The sequence below is a fragment of the Pseudomonas frederiksbergensis genome, from assembly GCF_900105495.1.
Classification (GTDB): domain Bacteria; phylum Pseudomonadota; class Gammaproteobacteria; order Pseudomonadales; family Pseudomonadaceae; genus Aquipseudomonas; species Aquipseudomonas frederiksbergensis.
Genome location: NZ_FNTF01000002.1, coordinates 5,487,550 through 5,505,683, shown reverse-complemented (window position 1 = coordinate 5,505,683; position 18,134 = coordinate 5,487,550). Strand labels below are relative to the sequence as shown.

Below are 18,134 nucleotides of genomic sequence, written 5' to 3'. Positions count from 1 at the left end.
TATTTCACGACAGAATGATGACTGTTTGATGACGCTCCGGGGAGCGTCAGCATTAAATTGCCATCATCTTGCGTGTAACCATTTAGTGCTTGGCTACTGCGGTATTGAGTTTCAAATAGTCCAACAGAATCCGCCCGGTCTCGCTCAGGTAGGCATCGTCTTCTGGTTTGGTCTTGTCTGTCTCGGCCGCAATTGCGTCTTCGTCTTCTTTCTTCAGCTCTTTGAGCGGCTCTTCACCCTTGGCCTTGCGACGGATATTTTCCATGGCAAGTTGCTTGGCTTCGATATCGGCGTGTTGTGCACGACGATCAGCTTCATTGAGACTGACGGTTTTTTCCGTCATCAGTTTTTGCGCCAGGGCCAGTTTGTCGCGGATGAATACGAACTCTGCGTCCTTGGCCGAGCGTACGTCATGCTCGGACTTGAGCTGCGAAATGTACGGCTTGAAGGGGTCGACCGCAGGCTTGATGGCCGCGCGGATGGTGTCCCACGGCATGGCTTCAGGCAGTGCGCTTTCACCGATTTCCTTGGTGTCGATGATCGACGGGTAATCGATGTCCGGCAGTACGCCCTGATGCTGGGTGCTCTGGCCGGAAACCCGGTAGAACTTGGCCAGCGTCAGTTTCAGTTCGCCATGGTTCAGCGGCTGAATGGTTTGCACGGTGCCTTTACCGAAGGTCTGGCCGCCGATGATCAACGCGCGGTGGTAGTCCTGCATGGCGCCGGCAAAAATTTCCGAAGCCGAGGCAGACAAGCGGTTGACCAGCAACGCCATCGGGCCTTTGTAGAAGGCACCCGGGTTTTCATCTTCCAGCACATCGACCCGGCCATCGGCATTACGCACGAGAACGGTCGGGCCTTTGTCGATGAACAGACTGGTCAGCTCGGTGGCTTCCTGCAAGGAACCGCCGCCGTTGTTGCGCAGATCGATGACCACGCCGTCGACCTTGTCTTTCTGCAACTCGGTCAGCAGTTTCTTGACGTCGCGAGTGGTGCTCTTGTAATCCGGATCGCCAGCACGGAAGGCCTTGAAGTCCAGGTAGAAGGCCGGGATCTCGATGACGCCGAGCTTGTAGTCCTTGCCGTCCTGTTTCAGGTTGAGAACCGACTTCTTCACGGCCTGGTCTTCAAGCTTCACCGCTTCGCGGGTAATCGGGACGATCTTGCTGGTCTGGTCGTTCGGCGCATTGCTGGCGGGGATCACTTCCAGGCGCACCACGGTGCCTTTTGGCCCACGGATCAACTTGACCACTTCGTCCAGGCGCCAGCCGACCACGTCGACCATTTCCTTGTTGCCCTGGGCAACGCCGATGATCTTGTCGGCCGGTGCGACCTGTTTGGTCTTGTCGGCCGGGCCGGCAGGCACCAGACGCACGACTTTCACCTGGTCGTTGTCGCTCTGCAACACGGCGCCAATGCCCTCGAGGGACAGGCTCATGTTGATGTCGAAGTTTTCCGCGTTATCCGGTGACAGATAGTTGGTGTGCGGGTCGTAGGACATGGCGAAGGTATTGATGTACGCCTGGAAGATATCTTCCGCACGGGTCTGGTCCAGGCGCGCCAATTGATTCTTGTAGCGCTTGGTCAGGGTTTCCTGAATCTGCTTGGAATCCTTGCCCGCGATCTTCTGCCGCAAGACTTCGTCCTTGACGCGTTTGCGCCACAGGTCGTCGAGTTCTGCGGTGTTCTTGAGCCATGGGGCGTCCTTGCGATCGACCTGCAAGGTTTCCTTGGCGTTGAAGTCGATCTTGTCGACGCCTTTGTTCAACTCGGCAAGGGCGAAGTCCAGACGCGCCTTGACGCGGTCCAGGTAGCGCTTGTAGATGGTGAACCCGGCGTTCAGGTCGCCGCTTTTGAGGAAATCGTCAAACTGGGTTTTCCACCTGTCGAATTCGGCAATATCGCTGGCCATGAAGTAGCTGCGCGACGGATCCAGCAGTTTGATATAGCTGTCATAGATGATCACGGAACGCGCGTCATCGAGCGGCGGCTTGCTGTAGTGATGGCGCTTTAGCAACTCGACGACGTTCAGGCTGGCGATCACTTCGTCACGATCAGGCTGAAGCTTGTCCCAGCTGTTGGCTGCAAACGAATGGGTCGACATCGGCAGCAGACCGATACCAATGAACAGGGCTAGGGCGGTGCTGGGGAAAAAATGCTTCATGCTGATTCGACGCGGGGACAATTGATCACGCATATTAGGCCGTCTTTGAAGTCGCCGGTACCACTAGTCTCTGTATGGAAACTGCCTGTTAGCTTTCGTACAGACCCCAGGGCCGGTCGCATAATGCAAGAAAGCCCGGCGCTACAGCTACGGGCTCAGTCCAGACTCACTATGGAGGCACTGTGAAAGCATTGCAAGGCGTTGAAGGTCGAGTGGAGTGGCTTGAAGAGCCCAGTCCTACATGCGATGTAGGACAAGTTCGGATTCGAGTGGCGGCAGCGGGTCTCAATCGCGCCGATTTGTTACAGAAAGCGGGCCTTTATCCGCCACCGCCGGGAGCCAGTCAGGTACTGGGTCTTGAGTGTTCGGGGGTGATCAGCGAGGTGGGGCCGGGCTCGTCCTGGCAGGTCGGGGATCGGGTTTGCGCCTTGCTGGCCGGGGGCGGGATGGCCGAGGAGGTAGTTGTCGACGGACGGCATGTGTTGCCGGTTCCCGAAGGTTTGTCCCTGGCTGAGGCGGCAGCGCTGCCCGAAGTGTATGCGACCGTTTGGCTGAATTTGTTTCAACTGGCTGCGCTCAAGCCGGGTGAGAAAGTTCTCCTGCACGCCGGCGCAAGTGGAATCGGTTCAGCTGCCATTCAGCTGTGCAAGGCGTTTGGTAACCCGTGCTGGGTCAGCGTCGGTTCCGCCGAGCGTTTGGCTTACTGCGAAGCGTTGGGCGCTCAAGGTGGGGTCGTGCGCAACGGCGATCTGGATAGCTTGAGCGACCTGGGGCCGTTCGATGTGATTCTCGACCCGGTGGGCGGCAGCTACGCCGCGTTGAATCTGAAACTGGTGGCGCTCGATGGTCGTTGGGTGCTGATCGGCCTGATGGGCGGTCGTGAGGCGCAGCTGGATCTGGCACAGGTACTGGCCAAGCGCGTGCAACTGCTGGGTTCGACCTTGCGCAGTCGTGACGAACAGTTCAAGGCGGATCTGTTCAGCGATCTCGGCCAACATGTCTGGCCGCTGTTTGCCGAAGGGCGTTTGAGCCCGCAATTGGCCAAGACCTTCCCGATCAAGGACGCCGAAGCGGCGTTTGCGGAGTTGGCGACTAACAAGGTGTCGGGAAAGTTGGTGTTGGTGATCGACGAAAGCCTGGTTTGATTGATCGTTCCCACGCAGAGCGTGGGAACGATCAGGCGAGGAGGTTACTTCCAGGTATGAATTGGCCAGCCGGCTTTTTCTGCGTGCTCAAGCAGCACCGGATCGGGATTTACCACGTGTGGGAAATCCACCTTCAGCAGCAACGGCAAATCATTGCGTGAGTCGGAGTAGAAGCTCGCGCCCTCGAGGTTTTCCTCTTGCGCATCCAGCCACTCCAGCAACCGCGTGATCTTGCCTTCGCGGTAGGTCAGCGTGCCAACGGTGTTGCCGCTATACACCCCATGTGCCACTTCCAGTTCGATGCCGAGAATCTCGTCAATGCCCAAACGATCGGCAATCGGCCTGACCAGGTGCGTGCCCGACGCCGAAATCACCAAAATCCGGTCGCCGGCCTTGCGATGGGCGGCAATGGCTTTGGTGGCGTCACTGAAAATGATCGGCTCGATGAAGTCTTCCACCCAAGGCCCTACCAAATGGTCGACCTCTTCGGGGGTGCGCCCGATCATCGGCTCCAGGCTGAAGGTCATGTACTCCTCCATCCGTAGTTTGCCGTGGCTGTAGGCGTCCATCAGTTCATTGTTCTGACGCATGAACGACTCGGGATCGACCCAGCCCAGGCGACCCATTTGTTCGCTCCAGAGGGTGGCGCAGTCGCCGTGGATCAGGGTTTCGTCCAAATCAAAAATTGCCAGGGCCATCAGTGCGGTTCTCTCTTCAACATCAGCAAAGTCATCAGGCTACCTCACACAGGGCCGTCGGATCGATGGAAAGCGCCAGACGCTGACCATCGGGATGCAGATCGGCCGCCGAGCGGTTCAGCACATCCACCACCAATTCCACGCCCCGAGCTTCGACCCGGTAGCGAATCACGTTGCCCAACAGGCTGTGGCTGCGGATTTGTGCGTCGAGTTCGCCGTTCAGGCTCAGTTCGATGGCTTCCGGGCGTATCGCGATGCGGTGGGTAATCGGTCGCTGCAGCAGTTTTGTGGCGCTGTCGGCGTCCAGCAGGTTGTAGTTGCCGATGAAACCTGCGGCAAAGAGATCGATGGGGGCGGTGTAAAGGGTCTGGGCGTCGCCGCTTTGTACGATCTTTCCCTGATTCATCAAGAAAATCCGGTCGGACATGGTCAGGGCTTCTTCCTGATCGTGAGTGACGAAGATCGTGGTCAAGCCGAGTTCGCGCTGGATCTGACGGATCTGTTCGCGCAAGTGCTTGCGAATCCGTGCATCCAGGGCCGACAGCGGTTCATCCAACAGCAACAGGCGAGGCCGGGTCACCAACGAGCGGGCGAGGGCGACTCGCTGGCATTGACCGCCGGACAGTTGATGCGGATAACGCGCGGCGAAGTCATTGAGTTCCACCAGTTTCAGTACTTCGGCAACACGCCTATGGCTGTCGTCGGCGTTGACCTTCTGCATGCGCAAACCAAAGGCGACGTTCTGCTCGACAGTCATATTCGGAAACAGCGCGTAGCTCTGGAACACCATGCCAATCCCGCGTTTTTGCGGGCTCAACGGCACGAGGTCCTGGCCATCGAGCAGGATTTTGCCGCCATCCACCGAGGTCAGCCCGGCGATGCAGCGTAGCAGTGTGGACTTGCCGCAACCGGACGGGCCGAGGAGGGTGACGAACTCACCCTTCTGGATTTCACAGTTGATGTCGCTGAACACCGTGGTGCCCGCGTAGCTTTTCAGTAGGTGTTGGACGCTGACGAAGCTCATTGGCTTTTGTCCTTGTTCAAAATATTGGCCGCCCAGGTCAGAACCAGCACAAAGAAGAAATAGGAAATCACCAGCGCACTGGTGAAGTGGCCGCTGCTGTTGCGCATGTTGTTGAGGTAGACCTGCAGGGTTTCGAAGCGGGTCCCGACGAGGATGTTGGCGAACACGAACTCACCGAACAGGAACGAGAACGACAGCAGCAACGCCACCATCAAACCTTTGCGCAAGTTTGGCAGCACCACCAGGAACGCCGCTTGCCAGGTGCTGGCACCGAGCAACTGAGCGGAGTCCATCAGGTCGCGCAGATTGATCGCCTGCAGGTTATTGGTGATTGCCCGGTACATGAACGGCAGCGCCACGGTGAAGTAGCAGCCGATCAGAATCCACGGCGTCCCGACCATCGCGAATGGCCCGGAACCGTAAAGCTGCAACAGTCCCACCGACGACACCACCGGCGGCACCGCGAAGGGCAGCAGGATCAGGATGTTCATCAGGGCATCGAGTTTCGGGAAGTGGTAATGCACCACAAACAGCAGCGGCAGAATCAGCACCACGGACAGAATCAGCGAGCCGACGCAGACCAGCAGCGATTGGCCGAACGAATGGAGAAAGCGCGGATCGCTCCACAGCTCCAAGTACCATTTAACGGTAAAGCCACTGGGCAGAATGGTCGCCGACCAACTGCTGGAGATCGAGTAAATCAGCGTCCCGAGTAACGGCAGCAGCAGGATGGCAAATAGCAAATACACCACCACCCGGTGATAGATCCCGACGGGGCCCAGTTCAGCGCGAGACATGGTAGCTCCTCTTCAACAGCAACTGATGCACGATGGTCACCAGGGTCATCAATGCCACCAGTACCACGGCCAGAGCACTGGCCAGGTTCGGGTCCAGGGAAATGTCGCCGGAAACCATCGCCGCGATGCGGATCGGCAGCACGTTGAAGTTGCCGGTGGTCAGTGCGTACACCGTCGCGTAGGCGCCCAAGGCGTTGGCCAACAGGATCACAAACGTACCGAGCAGCGCCGGGGTCAGCACGGGCAAACCGATGTGCCGCCAGAACTGCCAGCCATTGGCGCCGAGCAACGCGGCGGATTCGCGCCAGTCTTCGCGCAACGCATCAAAGGCCGGGTAGAGCAGCAGCACGCCGAGCGGAATCTGGAAGTAGGTGTAGAGAATGATCAGCCCGGTTTTCGAATACAGGTTGAAGTCCTGAATGATCCCGGCCTGCTTGAGCATGATGGTGAAGCTGCCGTTGAAGCCCAGCAGGATGATGAACGCGAAGGCCAAAGGCACGCCGGCAAAGTTGCTGGTCATGTTGGCGAAGGCGTTGACGAAGTTGCGCAGTTTCGAGTCGACCCGGCGCAGGGAATAGGCGCCGAGCACCGCGATGATGATCCCGAACACGCTGGACCAGAAACTGATCTCGAGGCTGAACTGGATCGCCTGCAGATAGAACTTCGAATTGAAGATCCTGGTGAAGTTAGCAATGCCCCAGCCGAACTCTTCCGATTGCAGGCTGTTGATCATCACCCAGGTCAGCGGGGCGATCTGGAATACGATAAAGAACAATGCGAAAGGCACCAGACACAAGGCTGCCAGCCATTTTCCGCGGGTCATGGTGTTCACTTGAGCAGCTCCCGGCACACAGGTTTGTCATGGGGCACGCCCAGCAGTTCACAGACAGTGCCGCAGATTTCAGTCTGTTTCGGTGCGGCGTTGGCATTGAAGCTGAAAGCATCGCCGAGGACGAACAGCGGTACTTCGCGTTCTTCCTGCAGCAGGCCGTTGTGGGAACGATCGTTGTTCATGCCATGGTCGGCGGTCACCAGCACCTGATACCCGGCGTCGAGCCAGGTTTGCAGGTAATCGGCCAGAATTATGTCGGCCGAACGGGCGCTGTTGCGGTACTGCGGGGTGTCGAGACCGTGCTTGTGCCCGGCGTCGTCAATGTTCATGGGATGGATCAGTAAAAAATTCGGCGCATGACGCAGGCGCAGGTTTTCGGCGTCGGCGAACAGGTGCGAGTCCGGGTAGTGATCGTTCCAGTAGAAATGACCGTGCTGGATCGGCAGGTCCAGGTCGTCGGTGTGACGATCCCGCGCGGCCACGAACGGCGAACGGTTATACAGCTCACTGACCCAGTGATAGGCCGCGGCGGCGGTGACAAGGCCGGCATCGCTGGCGTAGTGATAGATGCTGCGCTGGTTCGACAGGCGCGAGACGTTGTTGTGAACGATGCCACTGTCGATCGGGGTGACACCGGTCAGGATGCACTCGTAAAGCGGTCGGGACAGCGCCGGCAATTCGCACTCCAGTTTGTAGAGTGCCGCGCGTCCTGCGCCGACATAAGCCTGCAGGTGCCCCATGGCGTGACGGGCGACCTCGTAATTGAGGCCGTCGAGCACGACAAGGATGACGTTGTGCTTCATAGGGGCTGGAACTCCGCAAAACAGATGATTCAAATACGCAACCAATCCTTTGTGGGAGCGAGCCTGCTCGCGATAGCGGTCTGACATTCAACATTGATGTTGGCTGACAGTCCCTCATCGCGAGCAGGCTCGCTCCCACATTGGATCTCCATCAGATCCCCGAATGGGGATCTACCGTGTTACGGCATGTTGATGATGACTTCTTCCTGCCACTTCTGCGGAAGGGCTTTGGAGGTCTTTTCCCATGCATCGGCGTCTTTGATCGGCGTGACCTTTTTGTACTGCTCGTTAGGCAGCAACTGGGCCTGAACCTCGGGCGGCAGAGTCAGATGCTCGGCGCGGATCGGACGGGCGTTGCCGCGCGCCAGATTGATCTGGCCAGCGTCGCTGAAAATGTATTCGCGGGTCAGCTTGGCGGCATTCGGGTGCTTGGCGTACTTGTTGATGATGGTGGTGTAACCAGAGATCACCGAGCCATCGGAGGGAATCAGCACGGTGTAGTCATCCGGGTTGGCCATTTTGGCCTTGTAGCTCAGACCGTTGAAGTCCCAGACCACGCCGACTTCGATTTCACCCTTTTCCATGGTGGCAATTGTCGGGTTGGCCATCGACAGGCGGCCTTGCTTGGCGATATCGGAAAACAGATCCAGCGCCGGCTGGAGGTTTTTCTCATTGCCACCATTGGCGAGCGCGGCAGCCAGAACACCGTTGGCGGCTTGGGCCGCGGTGCTCACATCACCGATGGAAACCTTGTATTTGCCGTCCTTGAGGTCAGCCCATTTGGTCGGAGCGTCGGAACCGTGCAGCAGCTTTTTGTTGACGATGAACGCGATGGTGCCGGTGTAGGCGAGCGCCCAGTTGCCGTCCTTATCCTTGGCCCAGCTCGGGATCTGATCCCAGGTGCTTGGCTTGTAAGGTTGCACAACGCCTTGCTTCACCGCGATCGGACCGAACGCGGCACCGACATCACCGATATCGGCAGTGGCATTGTCTTTTTCAGCGGCGAACTTGGCGATTTCCTGGGCCGAGCTCATATCGGTGTCGATGTGTTTCAGGCCGTAGTTCTTGGCCAGGTCATCCCAGGTGCCTTTCCAGTTGGCCCAGTTGTCGGGCATGCCGACGCTGTTGACCTCACCTTCCGCTTTCGCCGCGGCTTCGAGGGTTTTCAAATCGCTATCAGCCGCCATCGCGGCGGTACACATGGCAATGGTCGAGCCTAACAGTGAGGCCAGGAAAAGCTGTTTCATCCGAAGCTCCTTTGGGCGTTTTCAACGCTGCGATTGCGGTTGTGTTGGTCTAGGTCAGCAATACCTGAGCCAATTTAGGCGCCTCGGATGACATTTTGATGTCGACGACCGGTCGGCCTATATTTTTCAAGTTGCAAAGCTCAGGCTTCGGAGTAAGCGTAGACCATGGCTAATAGGCTGATATAAAAGGACTTGGCCGTGAAATTGCAGGCGTTTGGAGCAACCGTTCGGCGGCTTTGTCATCTGTCAGTCATGAGCAGTGCCTAGGCTTGTCGGGAATTGAGGGAACCGATTTGAATCGCGGTTCCGCCCCGGAACAGTGCTGGTCTAGTCCAGATAGGTAACGTTGATGCGCATCGAGACAACCAAAGCGGTGACAGCCATCGGGCAGGTTCTGCAAGAACAGCTCGACCATGGCCTGTTGGCGCCCGGGAGCAAACTGCCGGCCGAGCGCAAGCTCAGTGAGTTGTTCGCAACCACGCGGATCACCGTGCGTGAAGCGTTGTTGCAACTGGAAGCCCAGGGGCAGATTTATCGGGAGGAGCGCCGTGGCTGGTTCGTATCGCCACCGCGCCTGGCCTATAACCTGATGCAGCGCAGTCACTTTCACGCAATGGTCAGTGCACAGGGGCGGGTGCCGTCCACCGAGGTGATTTCCGCGCGGTTGCAACCGGCGTCGGCGGCGGTCTGTGCCTGGTTGCAGTTGCCGGCGTTGTCCAGCGTGATTCAGATTTGCCGGGCGCGGCGGATAGATGGGCGGCTGGTGTTGTATGTGGAGCACTATTTGAATCCGCAGTTTTTTCCGGGGATTCTGGACTTCGATCTGAATCAGTCAATTACCGAACTGTATGCCCGGCATTACGACTTGCACTATGGGCGGGTGCGTTTCGAGATTGTGCCGACGGCGTTGTCGGTGGATGCGGCGGCGGCTTTACGGGTGTCGGTGGGGAGCCCGGGGTTGCGCATCGCTCGGGTCAATTACGATCAGCATGAACGGTTGATCGATTGTGATCTGGAGTTTTGGCGGCACGATGCGATTCATGTCGGGGTTGATGTGGTCTGAGCCTGGCCGCCACAGGCCTTGGTTCTGTCATTACCCGAATCGGTAAATGTCCATGCCCAGGGCGCCCATGGTGAATCCCTTGTGGCTCACGCTGAATGTACCTCCCGCACCGCGCGCAAAGTACAACGGCAACAGATGTTCATCACTGGGGTGGTTGCGCACGGCATTCGGTGCTTGCTGACGGTAATCGTGCAACGCGGGTTCGTCGTTGGCAGCGAGTTTTTCGATCATCCAGTCACGAAATGCCTGGGCCCAGGGTTCGACGCTTTCCGGGCCGGCGTGCCAGTCCAGTTCGCGCAGGTTGTGGGTGATGCTCCCGGAACCAATCAGCAACACGCCATGTTCGCGCAGGCTGGCCAGGGCATGACCGACACGGGTCTGCAGGGCCGGGCCGCCGCGGGTGGGTAGCGAAACTTGCACCACGGGGATGTCGGCTTGTGGATACATCAATGACAAGGGCACCCAGACCCCATGGTCGAACGGCCGTTCGGCGTCGATGCGAGCGGGCAGGCCATTGCTTTTCAGCAGTTCGACAACCTCTGCGGCCAATTTTGGATTGCCGGGTGCCGGGTATTGCACGTTGAACAACGCCTGCGGAAAACCGCCGAAGTCATGCCAGGTTTCAGGCTGGGGATTGCCGCTGACGAGCAACTCATTGCTTTCCCAATGCGCAGAAACAATGACGATGGCCTCGGGTTTCGGCAATTCTGCCGCCAGGCGAGCAAGAGCGGGCCCGCTGGCGCCCGGTTCCAGTGCCAACATGGGCGAGCCATGGGATATGTAAAGGCTGGGGAACATGAATGCGCTCCTGAGGGGTAAGATGGCATCATCTTCAGTCAGATCATTGATCTAAATCTAATATAAGTTTTAGAGTCTTTTGATCGAATTTTCGGGATTAATTATGCAGCCGGAGTTTTGGCACAAGCGGTGGACGTCGAATCAGATCGGCTTTCACCTGCCGGAAGTGAATCCATATCTGCAACGGTACTGGCCGCAGCTGGGCCTGGAAGAGGGCGCGCGCGTACTGGTGCCGTTATGTGGGAAAAGCCTGGATCTGCTGTGGCTGGCGAAATGCGGGCATGAGGTGCTGGGCATCGAATTGTCGGAAAAAGCGGTGGAAGACTTTTTCCACGAGCATCAATTTGATCCGGACGTCAGCGATCAAGGCCCCTTCACGGTCTATCGGGCGGGCTCGATCGAGATCTGGTGTGGTGATTTCTTCGCGTTGACGGCCGGCGACGTTGCCGATTGCAGCGCGCTGTACGACCGCGCTGCGTTGATCGCCTTGCCACCGAAGATGCGCGAGCAATATGCCGAGCATCTGAAGCGGATTATGCCGAAGGATTCGCTGGGGCTGCTGATTACCCTGGATTACGACCAGGCACAAATGGAGGGACCGCCCTTTGCCGTGCTGGATGACGAAGTGCAGCGGTTGTTCGGTGCGTCGTGGGAGTTAAAGATTCTGGAAGATCAGGACGTTCTGGGCGAAAGCTGGAAGTTCCTGGAAAAGGGTGTTACGCGGCTTGAAGAGCGGGTTTATCGGGTTTCCAGCCGATAGATTGGTGTTGTTTGTACCGGCCTCATCGCGAGCAGGCTCGCTCCCACAGTTGACCGAGCTGTCTAGATAGACGCGGTCTAATGTGGGAGTGAGCCTGCTCGCGATGGGGCCCGAATGAACACTGCAAAAATCAGCAGACAAAAAAAGGCCCGCATTCAATGCGGGCCTTTTTTTGTTAGTGCGAAGCCTCTCAGCCCCGACGACGCAACGCGTCAATACGCTCTTCCAGCGGCGGGTGGCTCATGAACATGCGGGCGAACCCTTGTTTGAGGCCACCGTTGATGCCGAAAGCCGTCAGGGTGTCCGGCATGTGCACCGGCAGCCCCTGTTCGGCCCGCAGGCGTTGCAGGGCGCCGATCATTGCGGCGGTGCCGGCCAGGCGTGCACCGGCTTCGTCTGCACGGAATTCGCGTTTACGCGAGAACCACATGACGATGGCGCTGGCCAGAATGCCCAGGACCAGCTCGGCGAAGATGGTCGCCACGTAATAGGCGATGCCTTGGCCTTCTTCGTTCTTGAAGATCACCTTGTCGACAAAGTTGCCGATGATCCGTGCGAAGAACATCACGAAGGTGTTCACCACGCCCTGGACCAATGCCAGGGTGACCATGTCGCCATTGGCGACGTGGCCGATTTCGTGGGCCAGAACGGCCTTCACTTCATCAGGCGAGAAGCGTTCGAGCAGCCCTTGGCTGACCGCGACCAACGCATCGTTCTTGTTCCAGCCGGTGGCAAAGGCGTTCGCCTCGTAGGCCGGGAAAATACCGACTTCGGGCATCTTGATCCCGGCTTCCCGGGACAATTGCTCGACGGTTTGCAGCAGCCATTGCTCGTGACGTGTGCGCGGCTGGCTGATGATTTGGGTGCTGGTGCTCATCTTCGCCATCCACTTGGAGATGAACAGCGAGAACAGCGAACCGGCGAAACCAAAGACCGCACAGAAAATCAGCAGCTGATTGAGGTTGAGATCAACCCCGTTGGCCGCCATGAACCCGTTGAAGCCGAAAAGGCTCAGGGTGATGCTGGCAATCAGCACGACCGCCAGGTTAGTGGCCAAAAACAGCAGGATGCGCATCATGGTTGTAGAAATCTCCTCATGCTAAAGATGTAGCGTACTGCGGGGTATATAAGGTGCTGACCCGGGCTATTCAACCGGGTGACTATTTCAAACTGTGTCCTACGGCAACAGTCTAGCTGTTTGAAGGGCATTTCCGACATCGATGCAGGAAGTGTTTGTCAGCCAATTAACGTCGTAAGCCCCGCCGTTGTTAGGCGCGAGCACGCAACGAGGCATCGGTCAGCGATTGAAGAAGCGATGTTCGGCAGGGCGCAAAGAAATGTTGCTGAATCAATCACCGTGCGACATGCGCAAGCGTCGCACGGTGACAGGCAGGTTACTGGCGATAGGACTTGAGGAAGTTGCCGATACGTCCGATGGCCATGTCCAGCTCGTCCACGCGCGGCAGGGTCACCACACGGAAGTGGTCCGGCCAAGGCCAGTTGAAGGCCGTGCCTTGTACCACCAGCAGCTTCTCCGACAGCAGCAGGTCGAGCACGAATTTCTCGTCGTTATGGATCGGGCAGACTTTCGGGTCGATCCTTGGGAACGCATACAGCGCGCCCATTGGCTTGACGCAGCTCACGCCGGGAATATCGTTGAGCAGCTCCCAAGTGCGATTGCGCTGTTCCAACAATCGTCCGTTGGGTAATACCAGATCATTGATGCTCTGGTAGCCGCCGAGGGCGGTCTGGATCGCGTGCTGGCTCGGTACGTTGGCACACAGGCGCATGTTGGCCAGCATGTCGATACCTTCGATGTAGCTCTGGGCATGGTGTTTCGGGCCGGAAATGGCGATCCAGCCGGAACGGAAACCCGCGACGCGATAGGACTTGGACAGACCGTTGAAGGTCAGGCACAGCAAGTCTGGCGCCAGGGACGCCGTGCAGATGTGCACGGCATCGTCGTACAGAATCTTGTCGTAGATCTCGTCGGAAAAAACTACCAGGTTGTGCTGACGGGCCAGTTCCAGCATGCCCAACAGGACTTCTTTCGAATACACCGCGCCGGTCGGGTTGTTCGGATTGATGATCACCAGTGCCTTGGTGTTCGGGGTGATCTTGGCCTTGATGTCGGCCAGATCCGGCCACCAGTTGGCCTGCTCGTCGCACAGGTAATGCACCGGGTTGCCGCCCGACAGGCTCACCGCGGCAGTCCACAGCGGGTAGTCCGGGGCCGGCACCAGCACTTCATCGCCGTTGTTGAGCAGGGCCTGCAGCGACATCACGATCAGCTCGGAAACGCCGTTGCCCAAATAGATGTCTTCAATGCCGACGCCTTCTACCTGCTTTTGCTGGTAGTACTGCATCACGGCCTTGCGGGCGCTGAACAGACCTTTGGAATCGCTGTAGCCCTGAGCCGTCGGCAGATTGCGGATGACGTCCTGGAGGATTTCATCCGGCGCTTCGAAACCAAAAGGCGCCGGGTTGCCGATGTTCAGCTTGAGGATGCGATGGCCTTCCTCTTCCAGGCGTTTGGCGTGCTTGAGCACTGGGCCGCGAATGTCGTAGCAGACGTTGGCGAGCTTGTTCGATTTGCTGACCTGCATGGCGATGTGTTCCCGAAAATGAACGATCCAGGCGGCGTATGAACGACCGTGCTGGGAATCCTGCGTATTCACACAGGCCTGACGCCTTGAGAGGCAGCATCCATAAATCCGTTTGAATGCGCGTGGTCTGGCTGCCAGACTGGCGTTTGACGAGGCGCAATCATACGTGCCGCCCGATCCGTGGAAAAGGTTCTGATCGGGCTTTTTCAGCTGCTGAGGTGTGATGATGGAAAAGTTGGAAAAAACCCAGGAAGAATGGCGGGCGATGCTCGATCCGGAGCAGTACAACGTTTGCCGCCTCAAGGGCACCGAGCGGCCGTTCTCCGGCAAGTACAACGACACCAAAACTGACGGTGTCTACCACTGCATCTGCTGCAACGAGCCGCTGTTCGATTCCAAGACCAAATTTGATTCCGGCTGCGGCTGGCCGAGCTTTTATGCACCGATCGGCGACAGTGCCATGGTCGAGATCCGTGACGTCAGCCACGGCATGATCCGCACCGAAGTGGTCTGCGCCAAATGCGATGCGCACCTGGGGCACGTGTTCCCGGACGGCCCGCCGCCGACCGGCCTGCGTTATTGCATCAACTCAGTGTGCCTGGACCTGGCACCGCGCGCGTAATGCGAGCCCTGTGGGAGCCGAGCTTGCTCGCGATGGCGATCAAAAGGACGCCATCGCAGGCAAGCCGTGCTCCTACAGTCAATCGGCAATTGATTTATTAAATTGCACACAATTCAATTGCTCGCTATGTTTGTCTCATCTTCCCTCATTCAGAGTCCGAACCATGAGCGACAACCTGCTGAGCATCCCTTGCACCACCATCAAGGGTGAGCAAAAGACCCTGGCCGATTTCGCCGGCAAGGCCGTGCTGGTGGTCAACACCGCGAGCAAATGCGGTTTCACCCCCCAGTACAAAGGTCTTGAAGAGTTGTGGCAGACCTACAAGGATCAAGGTCTGGTGGTGCTGGGTTTTCCGTGTAACCAGTTCGGCAAGCAAGAGCCGGGCAACGAAGGGGCGATTTCCGAGTTCTGCGAGTTGAACTTCGGCGTCAGTTTCCCGCTGTTCAAAAAGATTGAAGTCAATGGCGCCGGTGCCCATCCGCTGTTCGTTCAACTGAAAAAGCGCGCGCCGGGTGTGCTGGGTTCCCAAGGCATCAAGTGGAACTTCACCAAGTTTCTGATTGGCAAGGATGGTCAACTGGTCAAGCGCTTCGCCCCCGCGACCAAGCCGCAGGACCTGAGCCGCGAGATCGAAGCCCTGCTCAAATGAACACCTTGTCAGTCGATTCCCTGAAGCTTGACAGTCAACTGTGCTTCAAGCTGTACGCCGCTTCCCGGGCGGTGATCCGCGCCTACAAGCCGATGCTCGATCAGCTCGGCCTGACCTACCCGCAATACCTGGCGATGCTGGTGTTGTGGGAATGGCAGGACGCAGCGCCAGAGCAGCCGACGGTCAAGGCGTTGGGCGAACGTCTGGCGCTGGATTCCGGCACGCTGACGCCGTTGCTCAAGCGTCTTGAGCAACTGCAACTGGTTCAGCGGCAGCGCTCGGTGCGGGACGAGCGGGAAGTACACTTGAGCCTGTCGCCAACCGGCAAGGCTTTGCGCGATCAGGTCGGGCCGCTCAAGGCCCGTCTGTTATGCGACAGCGGTGTCGATCTGGATCGCTTGAATGATCTGCGCGACGGCCTTGATCACCTGTTGAGGCAAATCAAAGTACTGTCGTAGTCGGAATCCATAAATCCAGCAGGGCAGCCAGCTCTTCCCGGCGGAAGGGTTTTGCCAGGTAATCGCTCATGCCAGCCGCACGGCAGCGTTCGCGCTCCTCGGACATGGCGTTGGCGGTCAGGGCGACGATGGGCAGCTGTGGCCAGCGTCCGCTGCGACGGATTTGCCGACTGGCCTCGTAGCCGTCCATCACCGGCATGTTGCAGTCCATCAGCACCAGATCGAATTCGCTCTGCTCCAGCTGATCCAGCGCCTCACCACCGTGACCGGCGACAATCACCTCGCAACCGAGTTTTCCGAGCATCCCCTTGGCCACCAGTTGGTTGACCGGATTGTCCTCCACCAGCAGCACGCGTCCGCGTCGTTGTGGGGAGAGGACGTCGAGCCGGGCACCGTTGATCGTGCTGAGTTCCGGCTGCAGGGTTCGCCTTAGCGTCTGGTACAGCGCGTTGCGTGCCAGAGGTCGCGCCTGTTGCTGTAAGGGGGCGAGGGCGAGGGCTTCTTCGCTGGGCAGGAAACTGCCGTACGCGGTGACCAGCAGAATGGGGGCTGTACACGAAGGACGCAGGCCAAACAGACATTCGAGGCAATCGGTAATCAGTACATCCGGGTTCACACCCAGCAACGAGTCATCGATGGAACGCTGCTCATAGTCGAGTCCCCAGCCAGGCAAAACACTGCTCAACAGTTCGGCCAGACCGCTGCTGGCGGCGGTGATTGCGATGACCTTGCCCCGTAAAGAGGCCGGGGGAAGGGCGCGGGTGTGGCTGGGTAGCGGCAGATCGGCACAGAACTGACTGCCGAAGCCTGCTTCCGAGCTGATGGTGAGGCGCCCTTGCATGGCTTCGCAGAGGTTGTAGGTCAGCGCCAGACCCAGCCCGGTCCCGCCGAATTGCCGGGTAATGCCGGCGCCGGCCTGCGTGAAGGGCTGGAAGATCTTGACCTGGGCGTCCTGGGCGATGCCGATGCCGGTGTCGCAGACTTCGATTCTGACGCCGTCCTCGAATGTCGACAGGCGCACATCGACCCGACCGAAACGGGTGAATTTGAGGGCGTTGGACAACAGGTTGCTGACGATCTGTCGGACTCGCGTCGGATCCCCAAGCACCAGGGCCGGAAATTGCGGGTCGATCAGGCAGCTCAGCTCGACGCTCGGCGCGGCGTTTTGCGATAGCAGGTTGGCGGTGTCCTCGATCAGCGAGCCAAGATCGAACGGAATATGTTCGAGCTCCAGTTGGCCGGCATCGAACTTCGACAGATCGAGAATATCGTTGAGCAGTTCCACCAGCACTTTGCCTGAGTCATGGGCGATGGACAGCTGTTGCTGTTGCTCGGCATTGAGCGGTCCGTCCAGGGAAAGCGCGATCATCCCCAACAGGCCATTGAGCGGCGTGCGGATCTCGTGGCTCATGTTGGCCAGGAACACCGAGCGCGCTTCGGCCATGTCCAGGGCGGTACTGCGGGCGACTTCCAGTTCCTCGTTGGATTGGCTGAGCCGCGAGTTGATCGCCTTGAGTTCCGCAGTGCGGGCCGAGACGATGTTCTCCAGTTGCCCGAGGTAGTCGGTCAGGCGGTTTTCCGCGTTGCGTCGCTGCTGGATTTCGGTGGCGATGTTTTCGAATTGTTGATTGGCCACCTTGACCAGTACACCGATTTCATCGTTTTCATGGTCCGTCGGACACTCCAGCGACGTTGACTCCGCGCTGCGCGGGTCGCGACTGCTGAGTTCACGGATGACTCGCACCAACGGCTTGGTCAGCATCACGTAGAACAGCGCCAGCAGGATGCCAGTCAGCAGCAGGCTGCGCGCGAAGCCATTGAGCAGGGTCACCTCGGCCCGACGCAGAAAGCGGTTGCCGAATGAATAGGTGTCGACGTCCAGTCGCAGGATGCCGAGGGATTCGGTCGGCAAGTGATCCAGGTAGAGACGGTCTTCGAACTGCCGATTGGCGCCGAACAGGAAGTCGCTGATCACCCGATAGCCGCTTTGCACCCCCGGGCGTTTGACGTTGGCCAGCACGGTACTGTTGTTGTCGATCAATTGTGCGCCGATGATCGCCGGCGAGCGCAACAGGCCCAGGGTCAGTTCCTGAGCGAGTTCGGCGTCGATGTTGTAGGCAATGCGGGACGCGGGGTTATGGCTGATTTCCAGCAACGACAGGATTTCGCGGTTGATGGAGGCGTCTTCACTGGCATAATCGATGCCTATTTGCAGCAGGCTGAGCAGCGTGCCCAGAATGAAACCGACCAGCACAGTCAGCCTGGCTTGCTTGTAGGACAGCCGGTTGGTGAACTTGATATCCATGGGGTGTTGAACCACTTCCGTTTCCCTTCGCTGCTCAAGCATAGTCGATCATGCATGGATACCGATGTTCTCGTGAGCCCTTGTGCAGAGGGATGAACCGGACACCGGATGTTGTGTTTCGTCGCTGTATCACCATCATTACTGTGAACGTGCCCGAGGAGAA

17 protein-coding genes are annotated in these 18,134 nt (G+C 58.4%); 6 read left to right on the top strand and 11 right to left on the bottom strand.

From position 1 onward, the window contains the following. Window positions 1-82 precede the first annotated feature (82 nt). Entirely contained in the window at window positions 83-2,164 is a 2,082-nt protein-coding gene (locus BLW70_RS25860; protein WP_162493960.1) for a carboxy terminal-processing peptidase, read from the bottom strand. 182 nt (window positions 2,165-2,346) lie between these two features. On the opposite strand from BLW70_RS25860, the gene BLW70_RS25855 reads away from it, so the two are divergent. Then, window positions 2,347-3,309, top strand: coding sequence for a zinc-binding dehydrogenase (locus BLW70_RS25855; RefSeq protein ID WP_074878849.1), 963 nt, complete (start codon window positions 2,347-2,349; stop codon window positions 3,307-3,309). 44 nt (window positions 3,310-3,353) lie between these two features. Here BLW70_RS25855 and BLW70_RS25850 read toward each other — a convergent pair whose 3' ends face one another. From BLW70_RS25850 to BLW70_RS25825, 6 genes are all read right to left on the bottom strand, one after another. Beyond that, window positions 3,354-4,007 carry an HAD family hydrolase gene (locus BLW70_RS25850; RefSeq protein WP_074878847.1) on the bottom strand — a complete coding sequence of 218 codons (654 nt, stop codon included), beginning with the start codon at window positions 4,005-4,007 and terminating at the stop codon, window positions 3,354-3,356. A gap of 34 nt (window positions 4,008-4,041) precedes the next feature. Continuing rightward, complete coding sequence (locus BLW70_RS25845; RefSeq protein WP_074878845.1) at window positions 4,042-5,031, bottom strand: ABC transporter ATP-binding protein; 990 nt, start codon at window positions 5,029-5,031, stop codon at window positions 4,042-4,044. After that, a complete protein-coding gene (locus BLW70_RS25840; RefSeq protein WP_074878843.1) occupies window positions 5,028-5,828 on the bottom strand; it encodes an ABC transporter permease in 801 nt (266 codons plus the stop codon). The genes BLW70_RS25845 and BLW70_RS25840 overlap by 4 nt, the downstream gene beginning before the upstream one ends. Beyond that, complete coding sequence (locus BLW70_RS25835; RefSeq protein WP_162493977.1) at window positions 5,815-6,651, bottom strand: ABC transporter permease; 837 nt, start codon at window positions 6,649-6,651, stop codon at window positions 5,815-5,817. Before BLW70_RS25835 ends, BLW70_RS25840 begins: the two co-directional genes overlap by 14 nt. A 5-nt stretch (window positions 6,652-6,656) precedes the next feature. Beyond that, a complete protein-coding gene (locus BLW70_RS25830) occupies window positions 6,657-7,463 on the bottom strand; it encodes an alkaline phosphatase family protein (protein ID WP_074878838.1) in 807 nt (268 codons plus the stop codon). Between the two features lie 179 nt (window positions 7,464-7,642). Next, window positions 7,643-8,710 (bottom strand): ABC transporter substrate-binding protein, encoded by a 1,068-nt coding sequence (locus tag BLW70_RS25825; RefSeq protein ID WP_074878835.1) that lies wholly within the window; start codon window positions 8,708-8,710, stop codon window positions 7,643-7,645. 349 nt (window positions 8,711-9,059) lie between these two features. On the opposite strand from BLW70_RS25825, the gene BLW70_RS25820 reads away from it, so the two are divergent. Further along, window positions 9,060-9,773: a UTRA domain-containing protein gene (locus tag BLW70_RS25820; protein ID WP_074878833.1), complete on the top strand. Its 714-nt coding sequence runs from the start codon at window positions 9,060-9,062 to the stop codon at window positions 9,771-9,773. A 30-nt stretch (window positions 9,774-9,803) separates the two neighbouring features. Here the strand turns inward: BLW70_RS25820 and BLW70_RS25815 are convergent, their stop codons facing one another. Next, window positions 9,804-10,571: a DODA-type extradiol aromatic ring-opening family dioxygenase gene (locus BLW70_RS25815; RefSeq protein WP_074878831.1), complete on the bottom strand. Its 768-nt coding sequence runs from the start codon at window positions 10,569-10,571 to the stop codon at window positions 9,804-9,806. A gap of 103 nt (window positions 10,572-10,674) precedes the next feature. Between BLW70_RS25815 and BLW70_RS25810 the strand changes: the two genes are divergently transcribed. After that, window positions 10,675-11,331: a thiopurine S-methyltransferase gene (locus BLW70_RS25810; RefSeq protein ID WP_074878830.1), complete on the top strand. Its 657-nt coding sequence runs from the start codon at window positions 10,675-10,677 to the stop codon at window positions 11,329-11,331. A 190-nt stretch (window positions 11,332-11,521) separates the two neighbouring features. On the opposite strand, the gene htpX is transcribed toward BLW70_RS25810, so the two are convergent. Together htpX and BLW70_RS25800 are read right to left on the bottom strand one after the other, a co-directional pair. Beyond that, the gene (gene htpX / locus BLW70_RS25805) at window positions 11,522-12,409 is read right to left on the bottom strand and encodes a protease HtpX (protein WP_074878828.1); all 888 of its coding nucleotides are present in this window, start codon (window positions 12,407-12,409) and stop codon (window positions 11,522-11,524) included. Window positions 12,410-12,725: 316 nt separating this feature from the next. Continuing rightward, window positions 12,726-13,937, bottom strand: a complete 1,212-nt coding sequence (locus BLW70_RS25800) for a pyridoxal phosphate-dependent aminotransferase (RefSeq protein ID WP_008145866.1) — start codon at window positions 13,935-13,937, stop codon at window positions 12,726-12,728. Window positions 13,938-14,163: 226 nt separating this feature from the next. On the opposite strand from BLW70_RS25800, the gene msrB reads away from it, so the two are divergent. From msrB to BLW70_RS25785, 3 genes are all read left to right on the top strand, one after another. Further along, a complete protein-coding gene (msrB, locus tag BLW70_RS25795; RefSeq protein ID WP_074878827.1) occupies window positions 14,164-14,559 on the top strand; it encodes a peptide-methionine (R)-S-oxide reductase MsrB in 396 nt (131 codons plus the stop codon). A 163-nt stretch (window positions 14,560-14,722) separates the two neighbouring features. Further along, a complete protein-coding gene (locus BLW70_RS25790) occupies window positions 14,723-15,208 on the top strand; it encodes a glutathione peroxidase (RefSeq protein ID WP_074878825.1) in 486 nt (161 codons plus the stop codon). Continuing rightward, on the top strand, window positions 15,205-15,666 hold the full coding sequence (locus BLW70_RS25785) for a MarR family winged helix-turn-helix transcriptional regulator (RefSeq protein WP_074878823.1): 462 nt from the start codon (window positions 15,205-15,207) through the stop codon (window positions 15,664-15,666). The genes BLW70_RS25790 and BLW70_RS25785 overlap by 4 nt, the downstream gene beginning before the upstream one ends. Here BLW70_RS25785 and BLW70_RS25780 read toward each other — a convergent pair. Further along, window positions 15,650-17,971 (bottom strand): hybrid sensor histidine kinase/response regulator, encoded by a 2,322-nt coding sequence (locus tag BLW70_RS25780; protein WP_074878821.1) that lies wholly within the window; start codon window positions 17,969-17,971, stop codon window positions 15,650-15,652. The two genes, BLW70_RS25785 and BLW70_RS25780, sit on opposite strands and share 17 nt — an antisense overlap. Between the last annotated feature and the right edge of the window lie 163 nt (window positions 17,972-18,134).